Genomic DNA, 16,779 nt, shown 5'->3' on the forward strand with positions numbered 1-16,779 from the left:
TTTTCACCTTCTTTCTATTTTCCCAACTCTTCCTTGTAAACGTCTATACTGATCAAACAAACGAAAAGTAGTTCCTACCGCTGAACCCGGTGTCCCTACCGTCGGTGTGATTACTTCTCCATCTTTGTCTAATATCAGCTGTACAGAACGAATAACATCTTGTATTGTCTCTCCTCGAACCTCCACAGAAGCCTTATAGCCTAAATCGTAATCCTCCATAAATCTTGTACCATCAACATCTAGGGGATATATTTCAAGTCCTGTCTGTTCAGTGCGCTCCTCTAGTTCGTTATACAAGGCTTGAAGCAATTCGGATTCTACTGTTGTCTGTCGTTGGTCAAGGAAATATTCTATTGTCCCATACAACAGCCTAGATGGTTCATCACCCGTGCCTACAAAATACCTCGCTGTCCCTTCCCCTCCGCCAGCACACAAGATGTAATTCCCCTCTGGTGCTTCCACATTGTACCGAAACCCCGATAAATTTCGGCGTTCCTTAGAAAATACAACGGTTCCCGTCACATCTTCCGGTTGAAATACTTCAAACAATAAAATAGGGATTCCAAAAAAGTCATCATACGATTGAATGACTCGGAATCCCAAGTTTCCTGACAGCGCACATGTTTTTAGTTGATCAATTAAATTATCATATCTGCTTCGGACGGTTATTGTTGGTCCTTTTAATCCATCGGTAGTGGTAGCAAGCAAGGGAATCGCTCTTGAATCTACGGCTAAGTAACCACAGTTGTTTTCTACAAGGTGAAGCATTGCCGATTCAGCTTTCCCTGTGAAAACATCGTAATCGATCCCTGTACCACGAGAAAAATTGTATACTCCACTAGGATTTGGAGGAACAGCCATTCTTGTTGCTAAAAGTCCTGTGTCATCGATTCCCATGACGGTAAAGGAGCCTTGATCTCCATCTTTTGACCAATCTTCATTCATTTCAATGTTTCTGATCGGACCAGAGAAAATGATATCCCCATCACGAGTTACAATGATTCCTCCAAGTCCATCCCCTTCTTGTCTCACTTCTAATAGGGTATTGATAGATTCGGTTTCCTCTGGTGGGAGTTCCAATATCCACTTGCCAACATCGTTAAAATTCATATTGAGAGTCAACTTAGTAAAGTTGATGATTGGTGCTATTCGATCTAAAAAACTATCACGTATCCATATCTCATACATAAGCTAAACCCCCAAATAACGCGTACTATAGGCAAGTTGGATCGATGATAAGGATGTAGCGTTTGCCATCTCGATTTTTACACTGTTCTGTCCTGATTCTATTGTCCAGAACGTAGAACCATAATCTAGCGATGGTAGGATGTTGATGTTTTCATCTAATATAATTTTTCTACGTTTTGTATCAATGGTGATTATCTGTGAGCTAGTCAAACTTATATTGTTTATGGTTAATACTTTTCCTGTTGTTTGATTAGTCATTTTTGGATTGTTGCCTGGTCCATGTATCGTCCACATGGGGAAAGTTTCTACATCCCCGTCATAATCAATATCGATTTGAGAACTAACTGCATCACCGCCTAAGTTTAAAGGGAAAAATGGAAACCATTTCGGCGGATTTTGATCGAGTTGAAATACTTCTGATGTTTCCCCTCCATAAAAATAGGGATCGAAAGCCCGAAAGGTTAGCGTCATCTTTCTCCAAGACATCCCACCTTCTTTGCCTTCTTTGCCTTCTTTGCCTTCTAATCCCTGTTTATATAAACAAGAGATGGAGCGATCCATTCCATCTGGGGAAATCACTCGAATCTTTCCAATCCCCTTGTAGACATTCAAAGAGCGGGTAAGTGTTCGAATTCGTTGAAATAAGTCTGAACGATTCACACCCCATACAATCAAATCGAGTTCCAATTCTCGTGGGAGTGTTTTTGATCGACGATAAAAAGACCCATCCTCAAACGGGATAGGGTCTTCGACATGCTGAAAATCTGGAGCATTGAAACCAGACCACCCTGACACGTCAATCCAATCTTGTACTGTGAAAATGGTTTCCTGATTGTCAGGAGATATCCAAGATATCTGTTCTTGATCAGCCATATAAGTACGCCGCCTTTCTCAAAGCAGCTAAAATTTCTTTATCAGTTGTGCGTTGTGCTTCATAGATGTTTATTATTGGTTGTTGTCTTGAGTCACTAGCACTGCTTGTTGTATTGGTAGGTTTCTGGATTTGTGAAGTAGCATCAACAGCGTTTGTTGCTGCCATTCTGATTTTTGGTATACCTGATTCGATGCCATCGCTAAACATTTGCATAAAATTAGGTGCCCATTCATCCGAATCGGAGGCTGGTCCCCATTTCGTCGGAGAGTGAAAACCCAAAAACCCTGCTACTTGTTTCGCCACTCCAGAAACCATGGAGGTCAAGGCACTAATTTTTGATTTTATCCCTGAGATAAACATGTTCATCAAATTGCTTCCCCAAGAAGATGCTTTACTTGCTAATCCGCTTAAAGTAGAAACAATACTGTGCCAAACGCTCGACACAGTACTTCTAACAGAATTGAAAGTAGAGGAAGTTGCATTCCTCAAAAAATTCCATGCAGAAGTCACGATATTTTTACAAAAATTAGCAGCAGTTGAAATAGCACTTTTTATACCAGACCAAATTGATAACGTTTTTGATTTCAAAAAATCCCAAATAACGGAAATTACTGATTTCAAAGCATTGAAGGCTGTTGTCGCTACGGATTTGATTCCTGAAAAAACTCCACTAAGAAAAGACTTTAAAGTATTCCACACGGATAAAGTCCATGTTTTTGCGGTATTCCAGCAGTTTACAATGAAATCGACAAGAGCTTTAAAATAATAGTTGTGATTGTACATCCATAGAAATGCCTCGACTACGAAGTTTTTAAGGGATGTCCATATTGCAACAGCTAAATTAACCAAAAAATTCCATCCTGTAGAAATCATGGATTGAATGGCAGTTATCCATGATGACACTGTTTGAGTGATAGCTGAAAATATACTTGAGAAAACGTTATACACTGTTGATAGAACCATAGAAAAGAATGAAATAATAGGTGTGAAAATAATCCTTGCTAGAGAAATGATCCCTGTCCACAGGGCTGAAAGATAAGCAACAAGCATACTTGACAAAGCTGTAACTATATTTAACACACTAGCCCACAACATGCTCCAATTTCCTGTGAAAAGAGCAGCAAAAATGTTGATGATGTTCATGACAATTGTTATCGCCGTGCTGATAATTGTTTGGATGATAGACCAAGCGGTCTGTATTACGACTAGGGCAATAGGCCATACCGCCGTAATAATCCCCAGAATGACAGCCATCGCTACGGACAGAATAGCGGAGATCACAGTCCAAATATTTTGGAATGCAGAAACGAGGGTAGGCAGAATACTATTCCACCATTGAACCACTCTATTCCATTGAGCCATAAAAAAAGCGGTAACTGCTTGTACAGCTGGCATGATAAAGGTTACAACCGCTTGAAATCCCGTTTTTATGGCATCCCAAACGCTGAGAATAACACTTCGAAAGGCTTCGCACCTAGTCCAAAGTAAGTATATAGCAGCGATAACCAAAACGATTGCTGCCGCCCATGCCATTGCAGTTCCAATCACCGTCATCAATCCGATTACGAATGGTGATATAGCAGCCCATAAAGCATTGAAAGCAAGAGCAAAACTTCCCGTCGTACTAACACCAATCGCTAACGGTGCTAATAATAATGTCAGAGCTACTGTGAGATAAATAAAGCCAAATGTCACCTGTGATAGGAGAGGCGACAATTTAGCTAATGCATCAAAAGCTTTTCCAATTGAGGTACCAAAATTAAGAATTGCTAAGACCACTGTTGTCCAAACTTTGATGAATGGAGTTAAGGCACTTAACCATGTCGATTTGAATCGATCAAAAGCTGGGGATAAGCGACCATCTACGATACTGGACATCTGCGCTAATCCTACATTCATCCCAAGAAACGCAATCCCTAATCCTATTTGCAACATTTGCATTCGTGCTAAACCTGTATTTATTAACTTGATTTGATTTTTTAAATCCAAGAAGGAAGCATTAGGCCCTAATTCTTTCAATGCTACGTTTGTAACGCTTCCCTGCCTTGCCATTAGCTCCAAACTATGACTAATTTTAAGAAATTGTTGATCCAAACCTCGGACGTTCATTCTTGTTAGGTTATCAATTACCTTTTGGGATTTGGTAGCTTCGGTCATCATTTTCTGATTGGAGGCTACCATTTTATCTCTCAAAAAATCCCATTTATTCGCCATTTGATTAGTTGCATTATCAATGTTGCTTTGTGTCGATTGTATTACAGAAGACATTCGACTAAACTGTTGAACTGCTTGATCGCTAGCAGCTCCCATTCGACTCCAATGTTGATAGACCTGATCTCCTGTATTACTTAAATTGTTGGATAGTCTAGCACTTGCTCTTTCTGCTTGTTTGAATGCATTTTCTGCTGTGTCTCCTATGTGTTTAAATTCATCAGAGGCATTGTCTATTCCGTTGACAATGATGTCAATTACATTAGCTATTATCTTCTATCTCCCTTCTTTATCTGCTTTTCCTGTTCTTTTTGTTCTTGATTCCAATACTCTACTAGTACTTTCTTTTGTAATAGAGTGAGATTGTTATAGTCACACAGAGACATTTTTAAATGTCGGACAAAAAAATAAAACTCCTCCGCTTCTTCACTCTTTACGAAAGGAATCTATATCTTCTGCCTCAGCTTTTTCCGCTTGTTTTTTCATCGATTCGATACCAGATAGTTCCATGATCTTTTCCCCAACCAGTTCAATCCATTTGGGATTCCATGTTTTATCAATACTATCTGTTGTCCACTCTGAATCAATTGTTCCAAGGGCTGCCGCCTTCATCCATGCGTCATATTGTGCTTCGGTTAAGATTGCCGTGTCCACCAGAACTTCCTTCGATTGGCTTTTTCCTATCATTTTTTGATTGACCTTTACACCACGAGATAGGATGGACTGCACTTCTTTCGATTCAGAATGACGTAGTGGTCGGACATCAATCTCATAGGATTCTCCATCATGCTCCACTGTTACTGTCTCGATATGTTTAATGCCTTTTGCAAGGGCTAACGTTAATTTTCCCATTTGTTCCATTCTCCTTAATAAGTAGCAATTGTATTTGTTACAGTGAATTCGATTGGTCCACTTTCATCCTCAGCCACCAATGCTCTCAGTGTTGCTTTTTGTTCCACTCGGTCACGCCCACTCATTGGCTGTTCCATTGATGTGTAAACCGCCCGCGGAATATGAATCACAATGTCTGTTCCAACGTTAATAGTCAAATCAAACTCTGAAAGCGTGGTACTTGTCGGGCCTGTAGATGTACCCCAAAATTTTTCTAATTGAACAGTGGAGAAAAAAGATAAACCTAGTTCAATCTCGACCGATAATGCCCCACGGAATGCCCTTCTAGGGAAACGAGAACCAATTGTAACTCCATCTTCATTATTTGCTCCTGTTTCAATCTTGATAGAGAAATTCTCGATATAAGCAGATTCATCTGTTCCAGAAATCGTAGCAGTAACCTGATGAGGAGCATATACGGCTCCTTCTGTGAAGATAGGATTGGAATTCAACGTTCCTTTTTGGTCTGCTCCGCCTAATACATCAACGGAAGCAGTCAAGAAATCATCATCTAGCTCAATCGTTAAGGTATCTACTACACAACCTGTAAAAATGTGTTCAAACACATCTTTTCCCACTCGTGCGGTGAAGCTCTTCATCAATGCTGCGTCTTGTGGGAAAAATCTGTGTACATATGGTGCTTCTGTTCCAGTTACAGAATGTCCACCTAATGCCCATTTTAGAAAACGGGGAAATGCCTCTAAATCAAATGGGGTTTCAATACTTCCCTCACTGGTGTATTGTCCAGCTGCTACTGTTCTGTCCTGTCTTGAAATTCCTTCATAAATCAATGCTTGATCACCGGATGGATCTAGCTCCGCACTTGCTGGATCGATGGTATCTGCTGGGGTAGCAGGAGTACCAAAGGTTGTTTCTTCTCCAAACGAAAAATATCTAGTAATTCCCATGTTTTATTCCCTCCTTTGAATACGAAAAGCAAACTGACATGATGCCCAATAGATGTCACTATTTTGTGTAGCTTCATACGATGGATCAATGTTTTGTGGTCTTACATCGTAAACCTTACCGCCTAAAGTTCGATCTGAAATGATAACATCATATACTCGTGCAACTATATCTTCGGCTGTATCCTTGCCGTTTTCATTGTCAAAGTCATGTACCATAACGATGAAGTTAAACAAAAAATCATGTATGGCTGTGTGGCCACTTATCAAATCTGGTTGATGCGGAGCAGGTAATACCCAAATCACAGGCATATTATCCATGTCACCTATGTCTGCACGATCCCCATAAACAATAGAAGCGATAGCAAATAATATATCTACTCTCGCCCCTTCTAGCTTCTCTATAATAGAATCTTTTATTTCTTTCCTGATCGTTGCTAGATTACGAGAATCAATGTTGTAACTCATGAGATACCAGCCCTTTTTAGCGCGGCTTCTACAATCTTGCCTGCTCTAGCATTCATTTGTGTAACGGTTTCCTCCACATACTTTTGCCCTTTCTGCCCTCGAACAGAACGAGCATAAACAATACGCCCATGCCACTCAAAGCGTAAAAACTTCGCTCGCTTAGGTGTGATAGGTCGACCACTACCATAGATTCCAGTCCCGTCATTCACCCATGCGGCATATTTGGTATTGTTGAAAATGCTGTGTTTTAGTTCTCCAAGTTGTTTTCGTTGCCACGACTTTGATAATTTCCCTGTTTTCCCTACAGGCGAATTATCTTTAGCAGCTTTGTTTGTCTCCTCGCTACATCTTTCACGCCTTGACGGATCGCATCAGCAACTTTTGATGATAATTCCTTGATCCGTTTGTCATTCTGGATCTCGATATTAATCATTTGTTATCACCTGTAGGAGAAGGAACAAAGATAGGTCTTTTATGCTGTCTTAGTGATCGTAATAAATCGGCTGGATATTGTTCTAAGCTTAAACTTGAATTGCTTCTCATGTTCTCTACTTGTACCTGACCTGCTCGCATATGCCATCGACAAAGTTGAGCTATCGCAAGTTGAACCGAGCCCGGATAAACCGTTTCCCCAAGGTCATTCTTAAAATCTTGATTGCAGTAGCCTTTTACATAATCTTCAACGAGCGGCAAAATTGCAGTTAAGTAAGCATCATTTTTGGTATTAGATGGTTCGATTCTCAGGAGTGCTTTTACTTCATCAACAGTCATAAAATCATTCCTTCTAATACTGACATTTATTTTTTTATTCACTATAATAAAAGATAAGAATGCCCCTCCTCTGGAAGGAAACTCACATGAGTAGCGAACTCGTCGCATCAACCACCTCCGGTGGACCGACCATCGAACTTCAGCAACTGTACGACATCATGTCCGCCCTCCGGGAAGATGTCACCCAACTCAAGCAAGACGGGTGGGGAGACGACGACGTGCGTGTACTGGAACTGAACAACATCCACGATCTTCTCAAGAATCGGAATATCTCTGAGGCACTGACTGAGCTCACGAGGTTCGTGTATGACGGTCCTGCAAGTTGGAATGCCCCCGAAGCTCTCAGGCTTCTTGAGGAGTTCGTCAACGCATGAAGCAGTAGCTTCTGGGATTGGATGGACAAAAGCCAGAACTCATATATTGGGTTCTGGCACCCATTAACAACAGACATTAGTATCTATAACTATTTCTTCTTTGTCTCTCCTTTTTTAACTATCTTTTTCGGTTCTTCCTGATCTTGATCCTCTTCCTTGGATTTTCTCTTTTCTTCTAATTCCTTTTGTTTGACTAATTCTCTTCGTCTACGCTGGAAAGCTGTTGCAGATATAATAATCACCCTTTCATGAGAAAAGGGAAGCGATTCGCCTCCCTATGCTAATTTGTGTACAAACGCTACAATACGAATGTTTTTATTGTCATACACTCTGGTCCAGTTAGCAGCAGTTTCTAGTTCGGCATTGGTTGGGCTGGATCCAGCAACAGAAGAATTCGTGAATTTCACACCTCTAGGATGTAATAAGAAGTGTTGACGGTTGATAAGGATATCATCACCCGCAAGGCTGTCACGATCCGTTTCTGTTGGAACAGGAGCACCGCCATTCCCTAGACCGATAGCACCAGCACCAAAGAGATATGTGGTATATACTCCAGAACTTACTGGGCAACCATCATCCACGATAACACGTTTATTCATGTAAGTTGGGAACTCTACAACACCCTGAGAATTTGGAATATAGGAAATAAGGTTATCTTGTTCAAGCTTGGTAAAGGTTGCACTGTGCATGACAACCGCTGTTAGTTGATCAGATGCATCACCCAGTTTATTTTTGGCGTTGATAAATTCGGTTCCACTGATAACAGCAGCCGAGCCAGTACCCCAGAAATATCATATTTGTTCCCTGCCATTGAAGCAGCGGCAAACACACCTTTCAAGATAGATATAAGCACTGCTTGACGTTTTCGCGCCCAGAAGGAAGCAACAAGATCACCAATTGCACCCATTGGATCATCACCGGATAGAGCAGCTGCGAGATCATTCGCACTCCATGCCTTACCTCTCATGAGTAATACAGCAACGTCTTGGGACGCTGTAATTTTCTCTGGGGTCAATGCTCCACTATCGGACAATACTTCATCAGTACCCGTTAAATCATTCCAGAAGGGCATATTGATCAGTTTGCCACCAGCAGAAGCCAATCGATCTAATTCCGGGTTAGGAACTACAATACCGCTTTGGTACAAAGCAGATAACTCTGCGGTACGTTGGATTACATAAGGGTTAAAGACAGAAGGGACTATAACGTCACTGATCTGAGTCTTCGGCATCTATAACACTCCTATTTCGCCTGAGATTATAGCGATTTCGCTAACTCAGGGTTTTCTTTTAAGATTTGGGCTTGCTTGGTTAAGTTGAAAGTTTCTTTCTTCCAAGGATTCACAACAGATGTAGCAGTTTGTGTATTCTTGTGCGGCTCTCGCCCATTGGCTTTGAAGGTTTCCCCAACTGCCGCTTTTAGTGCTTCACTCCACACTTTTTCCAATGTGGTTAAATTCGCTTGTGTGGATTCCGCATCGCCACCCACAAAAAAATCAAGCAATTCCACAGGTAACCCTTTTTCGGTAGCCTGTTTATACGCTTGATTTCGTATCGTTTCTTTTTGTCGTTCTTGTTCGGTTTGATTCAATCGAGATTCTAGTTCTTTGATTTTGATTTGTTCCGGTGTTTCTTCTGGATAACGTTTTTTCACTTCTTCTTCAATCAAAGAAGATAAATTATTTTGTTTCCACGTTTCCAACGAGCGTGAAAAGTGTTTGTCTTTCTCAGTGGATAAATATTTTTTTGCATCTTCGTTGTTCTCTAAGTAACTTTTTACATCATCTAGTGTAAAACTAATTTCTGCTGAGTTTACTTGTGTACCCTCAACATTGTTATTTTCTTCATTCATGTTTCTTCTCTCCTTGTGCCCTTCCAGTTCATTGCCCTGCAAGTGCAAACTTTAATACACATCTACAATTGATATCATCACTGGGGTTATTCATCATGCCAGGTGCAGGCCCATAACCACCATTTAAGCTACTAAAATTCGCATATGCGGGTATTGCTGTACCATCCAGATGTTTATGGGCTGGTCTGATTCGGTTATCTAACGTCCCATCCCATATCTTTCGCAATCTAGGATCAAAGGATTGATTGGCGGCATCCATTTTGGCTTGATTGATTAACCTGTGTGCTTCCGTTCGAGCAATGGTTCTCATTTTTCTTGCATCTTGATCAATGGACTGTTTTATTCTCTGTGAAAGCTTTTCGAATGTATCTCCTGCTTTCATTCCTTTTATCATTTGTTGTTTGATGGATAACAAAGACCGTCTTCTCATTCGTTCCAGTCGTGCATTTAAGGATAAATCATTTATTTTGGATTGAATGATTTCGTTTATCTCTTTCTTGCCGATGTCCAAAGCATTCACATGTAAGATAGCAGCTGTGTCTTGGTATACCTTTTGATAGAGATCAAACAGACCACTCTTTAGAGCTTTCTTATTCTTCTTATGTGCTTCGTTCACATCATCCATAATCAATTGGGTGACATTCTTCAATCGGTTGTATTTCATCAACTCCAATGGTGTTTGAGCACCAAATCGTCCGAATACCTGTGACAATATCGACCGAATACGCTTTAACGACAGGCTATAAGCCAACAACAGAAGCAGAATAAGGTCATTCAGGTTGTTTTCCGCTTCCTGTTCTGCTTGTATCTGTTCCTCCTGTGTTTGGTTCTCTTGTTGGGTCACCAGCAAAACCTCCCATCATAGAATCAAGCTCCATCGCTTCTTTTGACATTTCATCTATTTCCCACTGCACATCGTCGACAAAGGATAATTGGGATAATCGCGTTTGCTCACTTACCAATCCTTTGAGCGTGGCACTGCTTTGTGCTTCATCCAATAGATTCAATGGGAAGTTACGTTTGAACTGGAACCAGATATGAATGTAGTTGATCACGATTCCCTTTTTTGCCCACGCACTAGATAAGATTTTAAATTGTTGCCGTAAAGCTGCAGTAAACTTTCGTTCCGCTGTGATGCATTTCGATTCTAAAGCGAATAGTTTAAATTTGAGGCTAACCCCTGATTGATTCCCTGCGAATGCTTCATCACCGAAATTAACCGACTTGGCGAATCTCAATATGTTTTGTTCTAGTCGATCCAAGTGATTCTCCAGCATATTGTCATTCATTTCCTTAGTGAGAAACTCAATTTTACTACCATCTTCCGGTGAATCAATTCCAAATGCTCCTGTTTGTTTTGCGAGTTCCATTGTTTCCTCATCAGGAGCAAAACCATAAAAGAGCATATAGGCAAGACGAAAGGCTTCAATTTCTGAATTGACATCAGACAAAGAACGGTCATAAGCATCGATTAGAGAAAGAACTTTCTCACAATCTCCCTGACGTTCTTCGTTATTTAGGAACGCAATAAGTGGTATCCCATCGTACATGTGCGGACGTGGATTCATTGGTTCTGTTTCGTCCAGTACATAAACTCCGTTTTCCTCCACAAAAAAAGAAACCTGCTGGGAATCGTACCATTCTACTCTGGTCCGTTCTTCGGTTTCTGTCCCTTGTTTAATTGTAATTGGGTAATATCTCATTCCATACTGTGATTCGTTAATCGATCTATCATAGACAAAGATGCATTCCCAAGGATCAACATTCATAATACGTTCGTTACCTTCACTATCGATATATAGCAGACGTGCTGCAAGTCCTGTTATAGCTGCATTCTTTGCAGTTTCGCTGTCTATGTCTTCTATATTGTTCCGTATATTGAAATCCTGTAATACTTCATCTGCTGTATCATGAACCGATAATTCACGATCTACCGCATAGACAATAGGCTTGCCAGCGAAATATCCCACTTTTGTATCAATAATCTCTGAGAAGAAATCGTTATTGAGTTTATTATTTACTTTCTCATAGTCTGGAACTTTCCTTGTAAGAATTGGTACACCTATAGCAGATGCTTTGTATCGCTCATACAGTTGGATCATTCGTATTCTGTCTGCTGTATGAGATTCAATCAAATCCGTTATAATCTCGCTTGTCACCTGTCCATTTAGCAGCTTGATATGGAGTAGAATATCATCCATTGTCTGCATCGCTTCACCCCCCTATATTCGTTGTGCTGCCTTAAATGCGCCTTTCATATCGGATACCTCATAACCATCTAAAGCGTACCAGATGGCACTGAAGGTATGCGGATCAATATTAAATTCGTCCTCGATGATGTTACCGTCTTTATCTACCTTGTATGTGAGTTCGGCTAATTCCTCAATGGTGTGTTTGCATTCATCCGAACAAATGATTTTCTTAAACCGTTTGATCTTCTTGGTATTTTGGAGCCTAGATCCTTGAAACTTCTTCGCACCTTTCATGTGGAAACCTTGTTGCTGAAAATAACGGATCGTCTTTGGTTCCGCTGAATCTGCTCGTATGAGTTCCTTCGTTTGCTTAAATTCGGCAAGTTCTATGGCTGTTTTATCATCTGTCATTTTGTTCTTGTAGTACTCCCAATAGATGTACAAGTATTTCCTATCATGATCGATTGCGACACGTAACAAAGCATTATAGGAGGTTTCAAATCCAAAATCAAAGCCTGCTCGCTTCATTCGTTTTGGAATCTCATCAACTGCTGCTATCACTTCATTATGTGATCTCACTTCAAACTGTGGCAACACGCGAACCCCATTCACACCAAATCTACCCTTGCGCGCCACTCGATACAGATCAGGATCATATAACTTCATTTCCTCCAGCTGTTCAATGTAGCTTTCAGGCAAAAATAAATTATCATCAGCAACAGAGTGATGATAATAGGCGTTGTCCCGTATCAATATTCTACTTTGATATAGCTGCTCATCATTGATGTTCATTGCTTTGAAGAAATGTTTATAGGTCCAATTTCCTTTTCCTACTGGATTCGTAGATAAAAGAAAGTGAAGTGATAGTGTTGGATGTCGCAAACGTCCAAGTAACTCCTTATATCCCTCATATTTCAATTCGCTACATTCTTCGATCCATACGATAGTAACGTTGTGAATGGACTTCAATTTAGCAGGTTTATCCATTCCTTTGAATATGATCTTGGAACCATTAGGGAAACGAATTTGCATAGGTTGGCGATTGATCTTGATCTTATCCTCTAGGTCTAACTCAATAATGATTTCTTCCAACAGAGCTAAACAGCTATCTCGCATAGTGTCATATACTTCGCGTACTACCAATGCCGTCCGTTTCTCGTTGATCAGCTTCATTACTAATTTCAGAGCCATGTGGTAACTTTTCGAGCTTCCATAGCCTCCGACCAAGAAATAAAACTTGTACCGCCAATCAAATAGAAAATCATCAAAGTGAGGATTAACTTCCTTCTCCATAGTCCTCACCTTTTCGTTTGATAATGATTTCAATTGGTTCTGTTTCGTCTAAGTTCTTGATCTTCTCGATCTCTGTTTTCAACTTCTCAATCTTAAGTTGTTTCTCTTCTCGATCTAGTTCGCTAAGTTCATTTTCTTTCTTGCGTTGTTCTAACTCTGCTCTCTTGATATCCAATTCTTTTTCTTTGTTCACTTTGTCCCAGAGTGTACCTATAACGATAGCAGAATCCCTCGCATTCGTTTTTTGGATTAACTCAGGATCATTTACACGAAGGAGATAAGCATTAACAGTAGACCATGCTTTTTCAATATGCTCACTCTTTTTTTGTTTCCTTACTTTTGCAAATTCATCTTTATCCGCTCTAATTACATTTTTCACTGTGTTTGGCGATATCTCGAACTTACGAGCTGTCTCACTTAGATTCCCACAACTAGCATAATGCGCTCTAATTTCTTCCCTCAATCCATCATCCAGCTTTTGTCCTCTCTTCGCCATCACATATCACCTACACCTACACTACACAAAAAACAAACCTTTTCTAAGTAAGGCTTGTTTTCATCAGTCGTTCTTCCATTGTTTTGACATAGCGTTCCTCTTTTTCGATCCCTATACAATTCATACCAAGGTTATCTGCAGCTACAAGCGTTGTCCCACTACCTGAAAACGGATCTAGAACTGTGCCCCCTTCTGGAGTAATCACTTTGATTAATTCCTCAATCAGTTCCACAGGTTTCTGTGTTGGGTGTAATTTTTTATTTGGCGCAACCCGTTTACCACTGATAACATTTCGTCCATTGTTGATATGATATTTTGGTTTTCCCTTTACAAATTCCATGATTAATTCATGTTGTGGTTTGAATCCAAAGCCCATTCCAAAATGACCCTTATCCCATACAATCAAATTTCGATGTTGTAATCCAGATGATTCTAGTGCAGGGGCTAAATGTGGATACATTCTCCAATCGCAAAAGATCAAGGCACTACAACTAGGTTTTAATATACGAAAAAGCTCGACACAAACGGATCTTAATAAAAAGATCAAACCCATTGTTGTCATATTATCGTTGCTAAACCATCCAAGGCGTTTGAAAGTTTCTCCCTCATTTGGTATTCCTTGATTAGGCGCACTCTTTTTCCCTACTTCTGTAAATCCACCGCTACAATATGGAGGGTCAGTAACCACGCTGTCTATGCTGTTATCTTCTAACTTCTTCAACTCTTCCAGACAATCTCCATGTATGATCATGCTGTTGTTCGTCCTTTCCGAGTATAAAAATGTAGTTATTCATTCGGCTTATGAATCTTATTTTGCGGATTCACTAAATACGCATTGAACTGTGCATATACACTGTGGTATCCAATGGCGAAGGCTCCACTAACCGGATTCCAAGCTTCATAACATCGTGCCGCCTTTTTGATATTATCCCTTTGTACTGTAGTAGCCATGTATGTTGTACCTGGACGACTCAATGCCCAATCTGAGCGAGCAATATAGAATCTTGCATCGGTCACAATTCCCTCGTTATAAAGCTCTAATAAAGCCTGTCCGCTGTATCGATGGCTTTCGCTGGTATCATAGTAGCTCATTGTTTTATAGGAAGCTGTTGGTCCATAAGTATCTACATATTCCAGCATGAGGGCTTTGATTGTATCCTTATTAACTGGTCCCTTTTCTAAATCTACTGGCTGTATATGAATACTCTCAGGTGATACCCCTAATTGCCCTAAGGCGGAACAAAATTCACGGTTACGAGCTGTAGAAAAATCATCATCCGTTAGAGGCTCATAACCTTCTAAATATGGATTATGAGCAGTTCCCCAATATGCGGATGTTCCGTCACCATTCAATACATCTTGTACAAATGAACCTTTCCCAGTGGTATAGAGAACAATGATAACTTCTCTTCCTGCTGCTAAGTGATTCAAAATATCAATGGCTGCTTGTAGGGTTTCGTCATCTTGATGAGGTATAAAGAATATCGCTGGTCCCAGCATTTATATCATCCTTTCAAAAACATAAATAAACACTCAATCAAATACAGACCGTTCACTTTTGTAGACTCATATAAAAAAGACATCACATATTTAATATGATGTCTTTTGATCTATAGAAAAAGATTAGGTTTGCGACTCCGGATAGCAAGTCTAGTTAGGGAACTAGAGTTACTATCCGGTGGATGAATCTCCTTTGTTGCTTTGTGGAAACTCAACCAATTGATCCCTCAGGGGCAGCTTCAGCAAATCATGATGTTGAGCTTGGGACGGATGATGGTCTTGCACACATCGGCGATCTTCACACCGTCCAGCGTGATACCAGCTTCGATCTCTTCCTCAGAGACGAAGTAAACCCATCCCTGAGTGGATGCTGCCAGCTTCTCCATCGTTTCCTTGCTGAGCTTGACGGTGAACATCTCCGCCAAACGCAGTGTATCGATGGGATTGGCCTCGCTGTAGTGAGTGCTCCCACCTCGCTGCACTCCGTACCCGCTGAAGTCGATCGTCATCCCGACCAGATCGGCCTTCGTGAGGACGTCCGTCTCCTCGACGAGTTCCTCCACGATTTCACGCTCCGGCGAGAGTTCACGATCGATTCCCTTGGAAAACCACTCTTTCAGCTTCCCAAGAGCGCTTGTGGGCAACCGGAAACGAAGGTCATCACCCTTCTCGAAGCCAACCGCACCGATGGTACGGAGGTACTCCAGACCCATCGGAAAAGCAGCGATTCCACCTCCGATCGGAGTCAGAACACGCTTCCCGTGACGGTCAAGCTGGTTCTTGTTGATCAACAAGCAGTATCGACTATCCTCATCCTGAAGGACGACGAACCCAGCGCAGCTGATACGGATCATACGCACAGTCATCGTTTGCTTTCTCCTGCTACTAGAGGATCGGATATATAAATTATAGTATACAAGAAATAAATTCACTAGTTATAAATTTTAACTCAAATGTTTGTTCAGAGTTCGTTTCAATATGTCCTCTCAAATTTCGTTTTACATTATAAATAGCAAGAGAGACTAGGCTTCATCCTAATCGTCCCTTGCTTTTAGATAAGGTATCCAATCCCAGCAGCCACCGCTGTCGCCTTGCTTCACGTTTTGATTAAAGAACAGCCCTGTTGGATTTAATACAGCCAAATGAACGGTTGTATCGTCTACTACACCTGTGATAATAGCAGCACGCTCCTCGCTATTGTATTCTCCATTAGGTGTACCATAAGACTTGTAATACACGATTCTACCTACTGTTGGTTTCATATTACATCATCCTTTCGAATTTTGAGCATAAAAAAACCACTCGAGAGAGTGGTAAAAGATTCCTTATATTAATTTACTCCTGCACATGTTACATACCCACTTTGGTGAAAATTAGGCGCTACATCAACATAAACGCGATATTGTGCTGATGAACTTGAAGGGCTAATTTCCCAAGTCATTGACTGCCCATTAGAAATATCTACCCATGGATAGTCTGGTGGGAACATACTTGTCCATTCACCTGTTGCATAACTTTTATATTGTAAATGAACATTTGCGCTTGAGTATTCAGCATCCCAATCGAGCCAACTATCTGTACTAACTACCTTTAACTGCATTCTTGGATAACTGGTACTGCAAGGTGCACTTCCCCAATGGGAAGACCCACCAAGGTCAAAACTTCCTAAATTAGTCGCAGCAAAAGCAGAATATGGCAATAAAGTCATGAAAACCGCAAAAAACATGGACAAACTAACTGTGAATTTTTTCAAATGATGACCTCC

Annotated in this window: 23 protein-coding genes; 1 reads left to right on the forward strand and 22 read right to left on the reverse strand. The window is 40.7% G+C overall.

Annotated features, from left to right (window positions below; all coding sequences use genetic code 11):
* Positions 1–3: 3 nt before the first annotated feature.
* The 9 genes from AC5WOE_RS12980 to AC5WOE_RS13020 form a co-directional block, all read right to left on the reverse strand.
* Entirely contained in the window at positions 4–1,188 is a 1,185-nt protein-coding gene (locus AC5WOE_RS12980) for a siphovirus ReqiPepy6 Gp37-like family protein (RefSeq protein ID WP_496048996.1), read from the reverse strand.
* A gap of 3 nt (positions 1,189–1,191) precedes the next feature.
* Positions 1,192–2,061 (reverse strand): phage distal tail protein, encoded by an 870-nt coding sequence (locus AC5WOE_RS12985; protein WP_496048997.1) that lies wholly within the window; start codon positions 2,059–2,061, stop codon positions 1,192–1,194.
* On the reverse strand, positions 2,054–4,372 hold the full coding sequence (locus AC5WOE_RS12990; RefSeq protein WP_496052744.1) for a phage tail protein: 2,319 nt from the start codon (positions 4,370–4,372) through the stop codon (positions 2,054–2,056). The genes AC5WOE_RS12985 and AC5WOE_RS12990 overlap by 8 nt, the downstream gene beginning before the upstream one ends.
* A gap of 327 nt (positions 4,373–4,699) precedes the next feature.
* On the reverse strand, positions 4,700–5,125 hold the full coding sequence (locus AC5WOE_RS12995) for a hypothetical protein (RefSeq protein ID WP_496048999.1): 426 nt from the start codon (positions 5,123–5,125) through the stop codon (positions 4,700–4,702).
* A 14-nt stretch (positions 5,126–5,139) separates the two neighbouring features.
* Positions 5,140–6,072, reverse strand: coding sequence for a phage tail tube protein (locus AC5WOE_RS13000; RefSeq protein ID WP_496049000.1), 933 nt, complete (start codon positions 6,070–6,072; stop codon positions 5,140–5,142).
* 3 nt (positions 6,073–6,075) lie between these two features.
* Positions 6,076–6,537 carry a hypothetical protein gene (locus AC5WOE_RS13005; protein WP_496049001.1) on the reverse strand — a complete coding sequence of 154 codons (462 nt, stop codon included), beginning with the start codon at positions 6,535–6,537 and terminating at the stop codon, positions 6,076–6,078.
* On the reverse strand, positions 6,534–6,746 hold the full coding sequence (locus tag AC5WOE_RS13010; RefSeq protein ID WP_496049002.1) for a hypothetical protein: 213 nt from the start codon (positions 6,744–6,746) through the stop codon (positions 6,534–6,536). Before AC5WOE_RS13010 ends, AC5WOE_RS13005 begins: the two co-directional genes overlap by 4 nt.
* A 92-nt stretch (positions 6,747–6,838) precedes the next feature.
* A complete protein-coding gene (locus AC5WOE_RS13015; RefSeq protein ID WP_496049003.1) occupies positions 6,839–6,970 on the reverse strand; it encodes a hypothetical protein in 132 nt (43 codons plus the stop codon).
* Entirely contained in the window at positions 6,967–7,308 is a 342-nt protein-coding gene (locus AC5WOE_RS13020; protein ID WP_496049004.1) for a phage head-tail connector protein, read from the reverse strand. Before AC5WOE_RS13020 ends, AC5WOE_RS13015 begins: the two co-directional genes overlap by 4 nt.
* Before the next feature lie 86 nt (positions 7,309–7,394).
* Here AC5WOE_RS13020 and AC5WOE_RS13025 point away from each other — a divergent pair, with 86 nt between their 5' ends.
* On the forward strand, positions 7,395–7,682 hold the full coding sequence (locus AC5WOE_RS13025) for a hypothetical protein (RefSeq protein WP_496049005.1): 288 nt from the start codon (positions 7,395–7,397) through the stop codon (positions 7,680–7,682).
* 89 nt (positions 7,683–7,771) lie between these two features.
* On the opposite strand, the gene AC5WOE_RS13030 is transcribed toward AC5WOE_RS13025, so the two are convergent.
* The 13 genes from AC5WOE_RS13030 to AC5WOE_RS13090 all read right to left on the reverse strand — a co-directional run bounded on the left by AC5WOE_RS13030 (position 7,772) and on the right by AC5WOE_RS13090 (position 16,767).
* Positions 7,772–7,924 carry a hypothetical protein gene (locus AC5WOE_RS13030; protein ID WP_496049006.1) on the reverse strand — a complete coding sequence of 51 codons (153 nt, stop codon included), beginning with the start codon at positions 7,922–7,924 and terminating at the stop codon, positions 7,772–7,774.
* A 33-nt stretch (positions 7,925–7,957) separates the two neighbouring features.
* A complete protein-coding gene (locus AC5WOE_RS13035) occupies positions 7,958–8,443 on the reverse strand; it encodes a major capsid protein (protein ID WP_496052858.1) in 486 nt (161 codons plus the stop codon).
* Complete coding sequence (locus AC5WOE_RS13040) at positions 8,383–8,913, reverse strand: hypothetical protein (RefSeq protein WP_496052745.1); 531 nt, start codon at positions 8,911–8,913, stop codon at positions 8,383–8,385. Before AC5WOE_RS13040 ends, AC5WOE_RS13035 begins: the two co-directional genes overlap by 61 nt.
* Before the next feature lie 26 nt (positions 8,914–8,939).
* Positions 8,940–9,533, reverse strand: a complete 594-nt coding sequence (locus AC5WOE_RS13045; RefSeq protein ID WP_496049008.1) for a DUF4355 domain-containing protein — start codon at positions 9,531–9,533, stop codon at positions 8,940–8,942.
* Positions 9,534–9,561: 28 nt separating this feature from the next.
* On the reverse strand, positions 9,562–10,377 hold the full coding sequence (locus tag AC5WOE_RS13050) for a phage minor head protein (protein ID WP_496049009.1): 816 nt from the start codon (positions 10,375–10,377) through the stop codon (positions 9,562–9,564).
* Positions 10,304–11,734: a phage portal protein gene (locus AC5WOE_RS13055; RefSeq protein WP_496049435.1), complete on the reverse strand. Its 1,431-nt coding sequence runs from the start codon at positions 11,732–11,734 to the stop codon at positions 10,304–10,306. Before AC5WOE_RS13055 ends, AC5WOE_RS13050 begins: the two co-directional genes overlap by 74 nt.
* A gap of 21 nt (positions 11,735–11,755) precedes the next feature.
* Complete coding sequence (locus tag AC5WOE_RS13060) at positions 11,756–13,018, reverse strand: PBSX family phage terminase large subunit (RefSeq protein ID WP_496052746.1); 1,263 nt, start codon at positions 13,016–13,018, stop codon at positions 11,756–11,758.
* Positions 13,002–13,514, reverse strand: coding sequence for a hypothetical protein (locus AC5WOE_RS13065; RefSeq protein ID WP_496052747.1), 513 nt, complete (start codon positions 13,512–13,514; stop codon positions 13,002–13,004). Before AC5WOE_RS13065 ends, AC5WOE_RS13060 begins: the two co-directional genes overlap by 17 nt.
* 43 nt (positions 13,515–13,557) lie before the next feature.
* Positions 13,558–14,265 carry a DNA-methyltransferase gene (locus tag AC5WOE_RS13070; RefSeq protein ID WP_496052748.1) on the reverse strand — a complete coding sequence of 236 codons (708 nt, stop codon included), beginning with the start codon at positions 14,263–14,265 and terminating at the stop codon, positions 13,558–13,560.
* A 35-nt stretch (positions 14,266–14,300) separates the two neighbouring features.
* Positions 14,301–15,014, reverse strand: a complete 714-nt coding sequence (locus AC5WOE_RS13075; RefSeq protein WP_496052749.1) for a PIG-L family deacetylase — start codon at positions 15,012–15,014, stop codon at positions 14,301–14,303.
* A gap of 239 nt (positions 15,015–15,253) precedes the next feature.
* The gene (locus tag AC5WOE_RS13080) at positions 15,254–15,880 is read right to left on the reverse strand and encodes an SMODS-associated NUDIX domain-containing protein (RefSeq protein ID WP_496052750.1); all 627 of its coding nucleotides are present in this window, start codon (positions 15,878–15,880) and stop codon (positions 15,254–15,256) included.
* 168 nt (positions 15,881–16,048) lie between these two features.
* Complete coding sequence (locus tag AC5WOE_RS13085) at positions 16,049–16,276, reverse strand: hypothetical protein (protein WP_496049015.1); 228 nt, start codon at positions 16,274–16,276, stop codon at positions 16,049–16,051.
* Between the two features lie 68 nt (positions 16,277–16,344).
* Positions 16,345–16,767 (reverse strand): hypothetical protein, encoded by a 423-nt coding sequence (locus tag AC5WOE_RS13090; RefSeq protein ID WP_496049016.1) that lies wholly within the window; start codon positions 16,765–16,767, stop codon positions 16,345–16,347.
* Positions 16,768–16,779 lie beyond the last annotated feature (12 nt).

This window comes from Shimazuella sp. NTD248 (assembly GCF_059510395.1).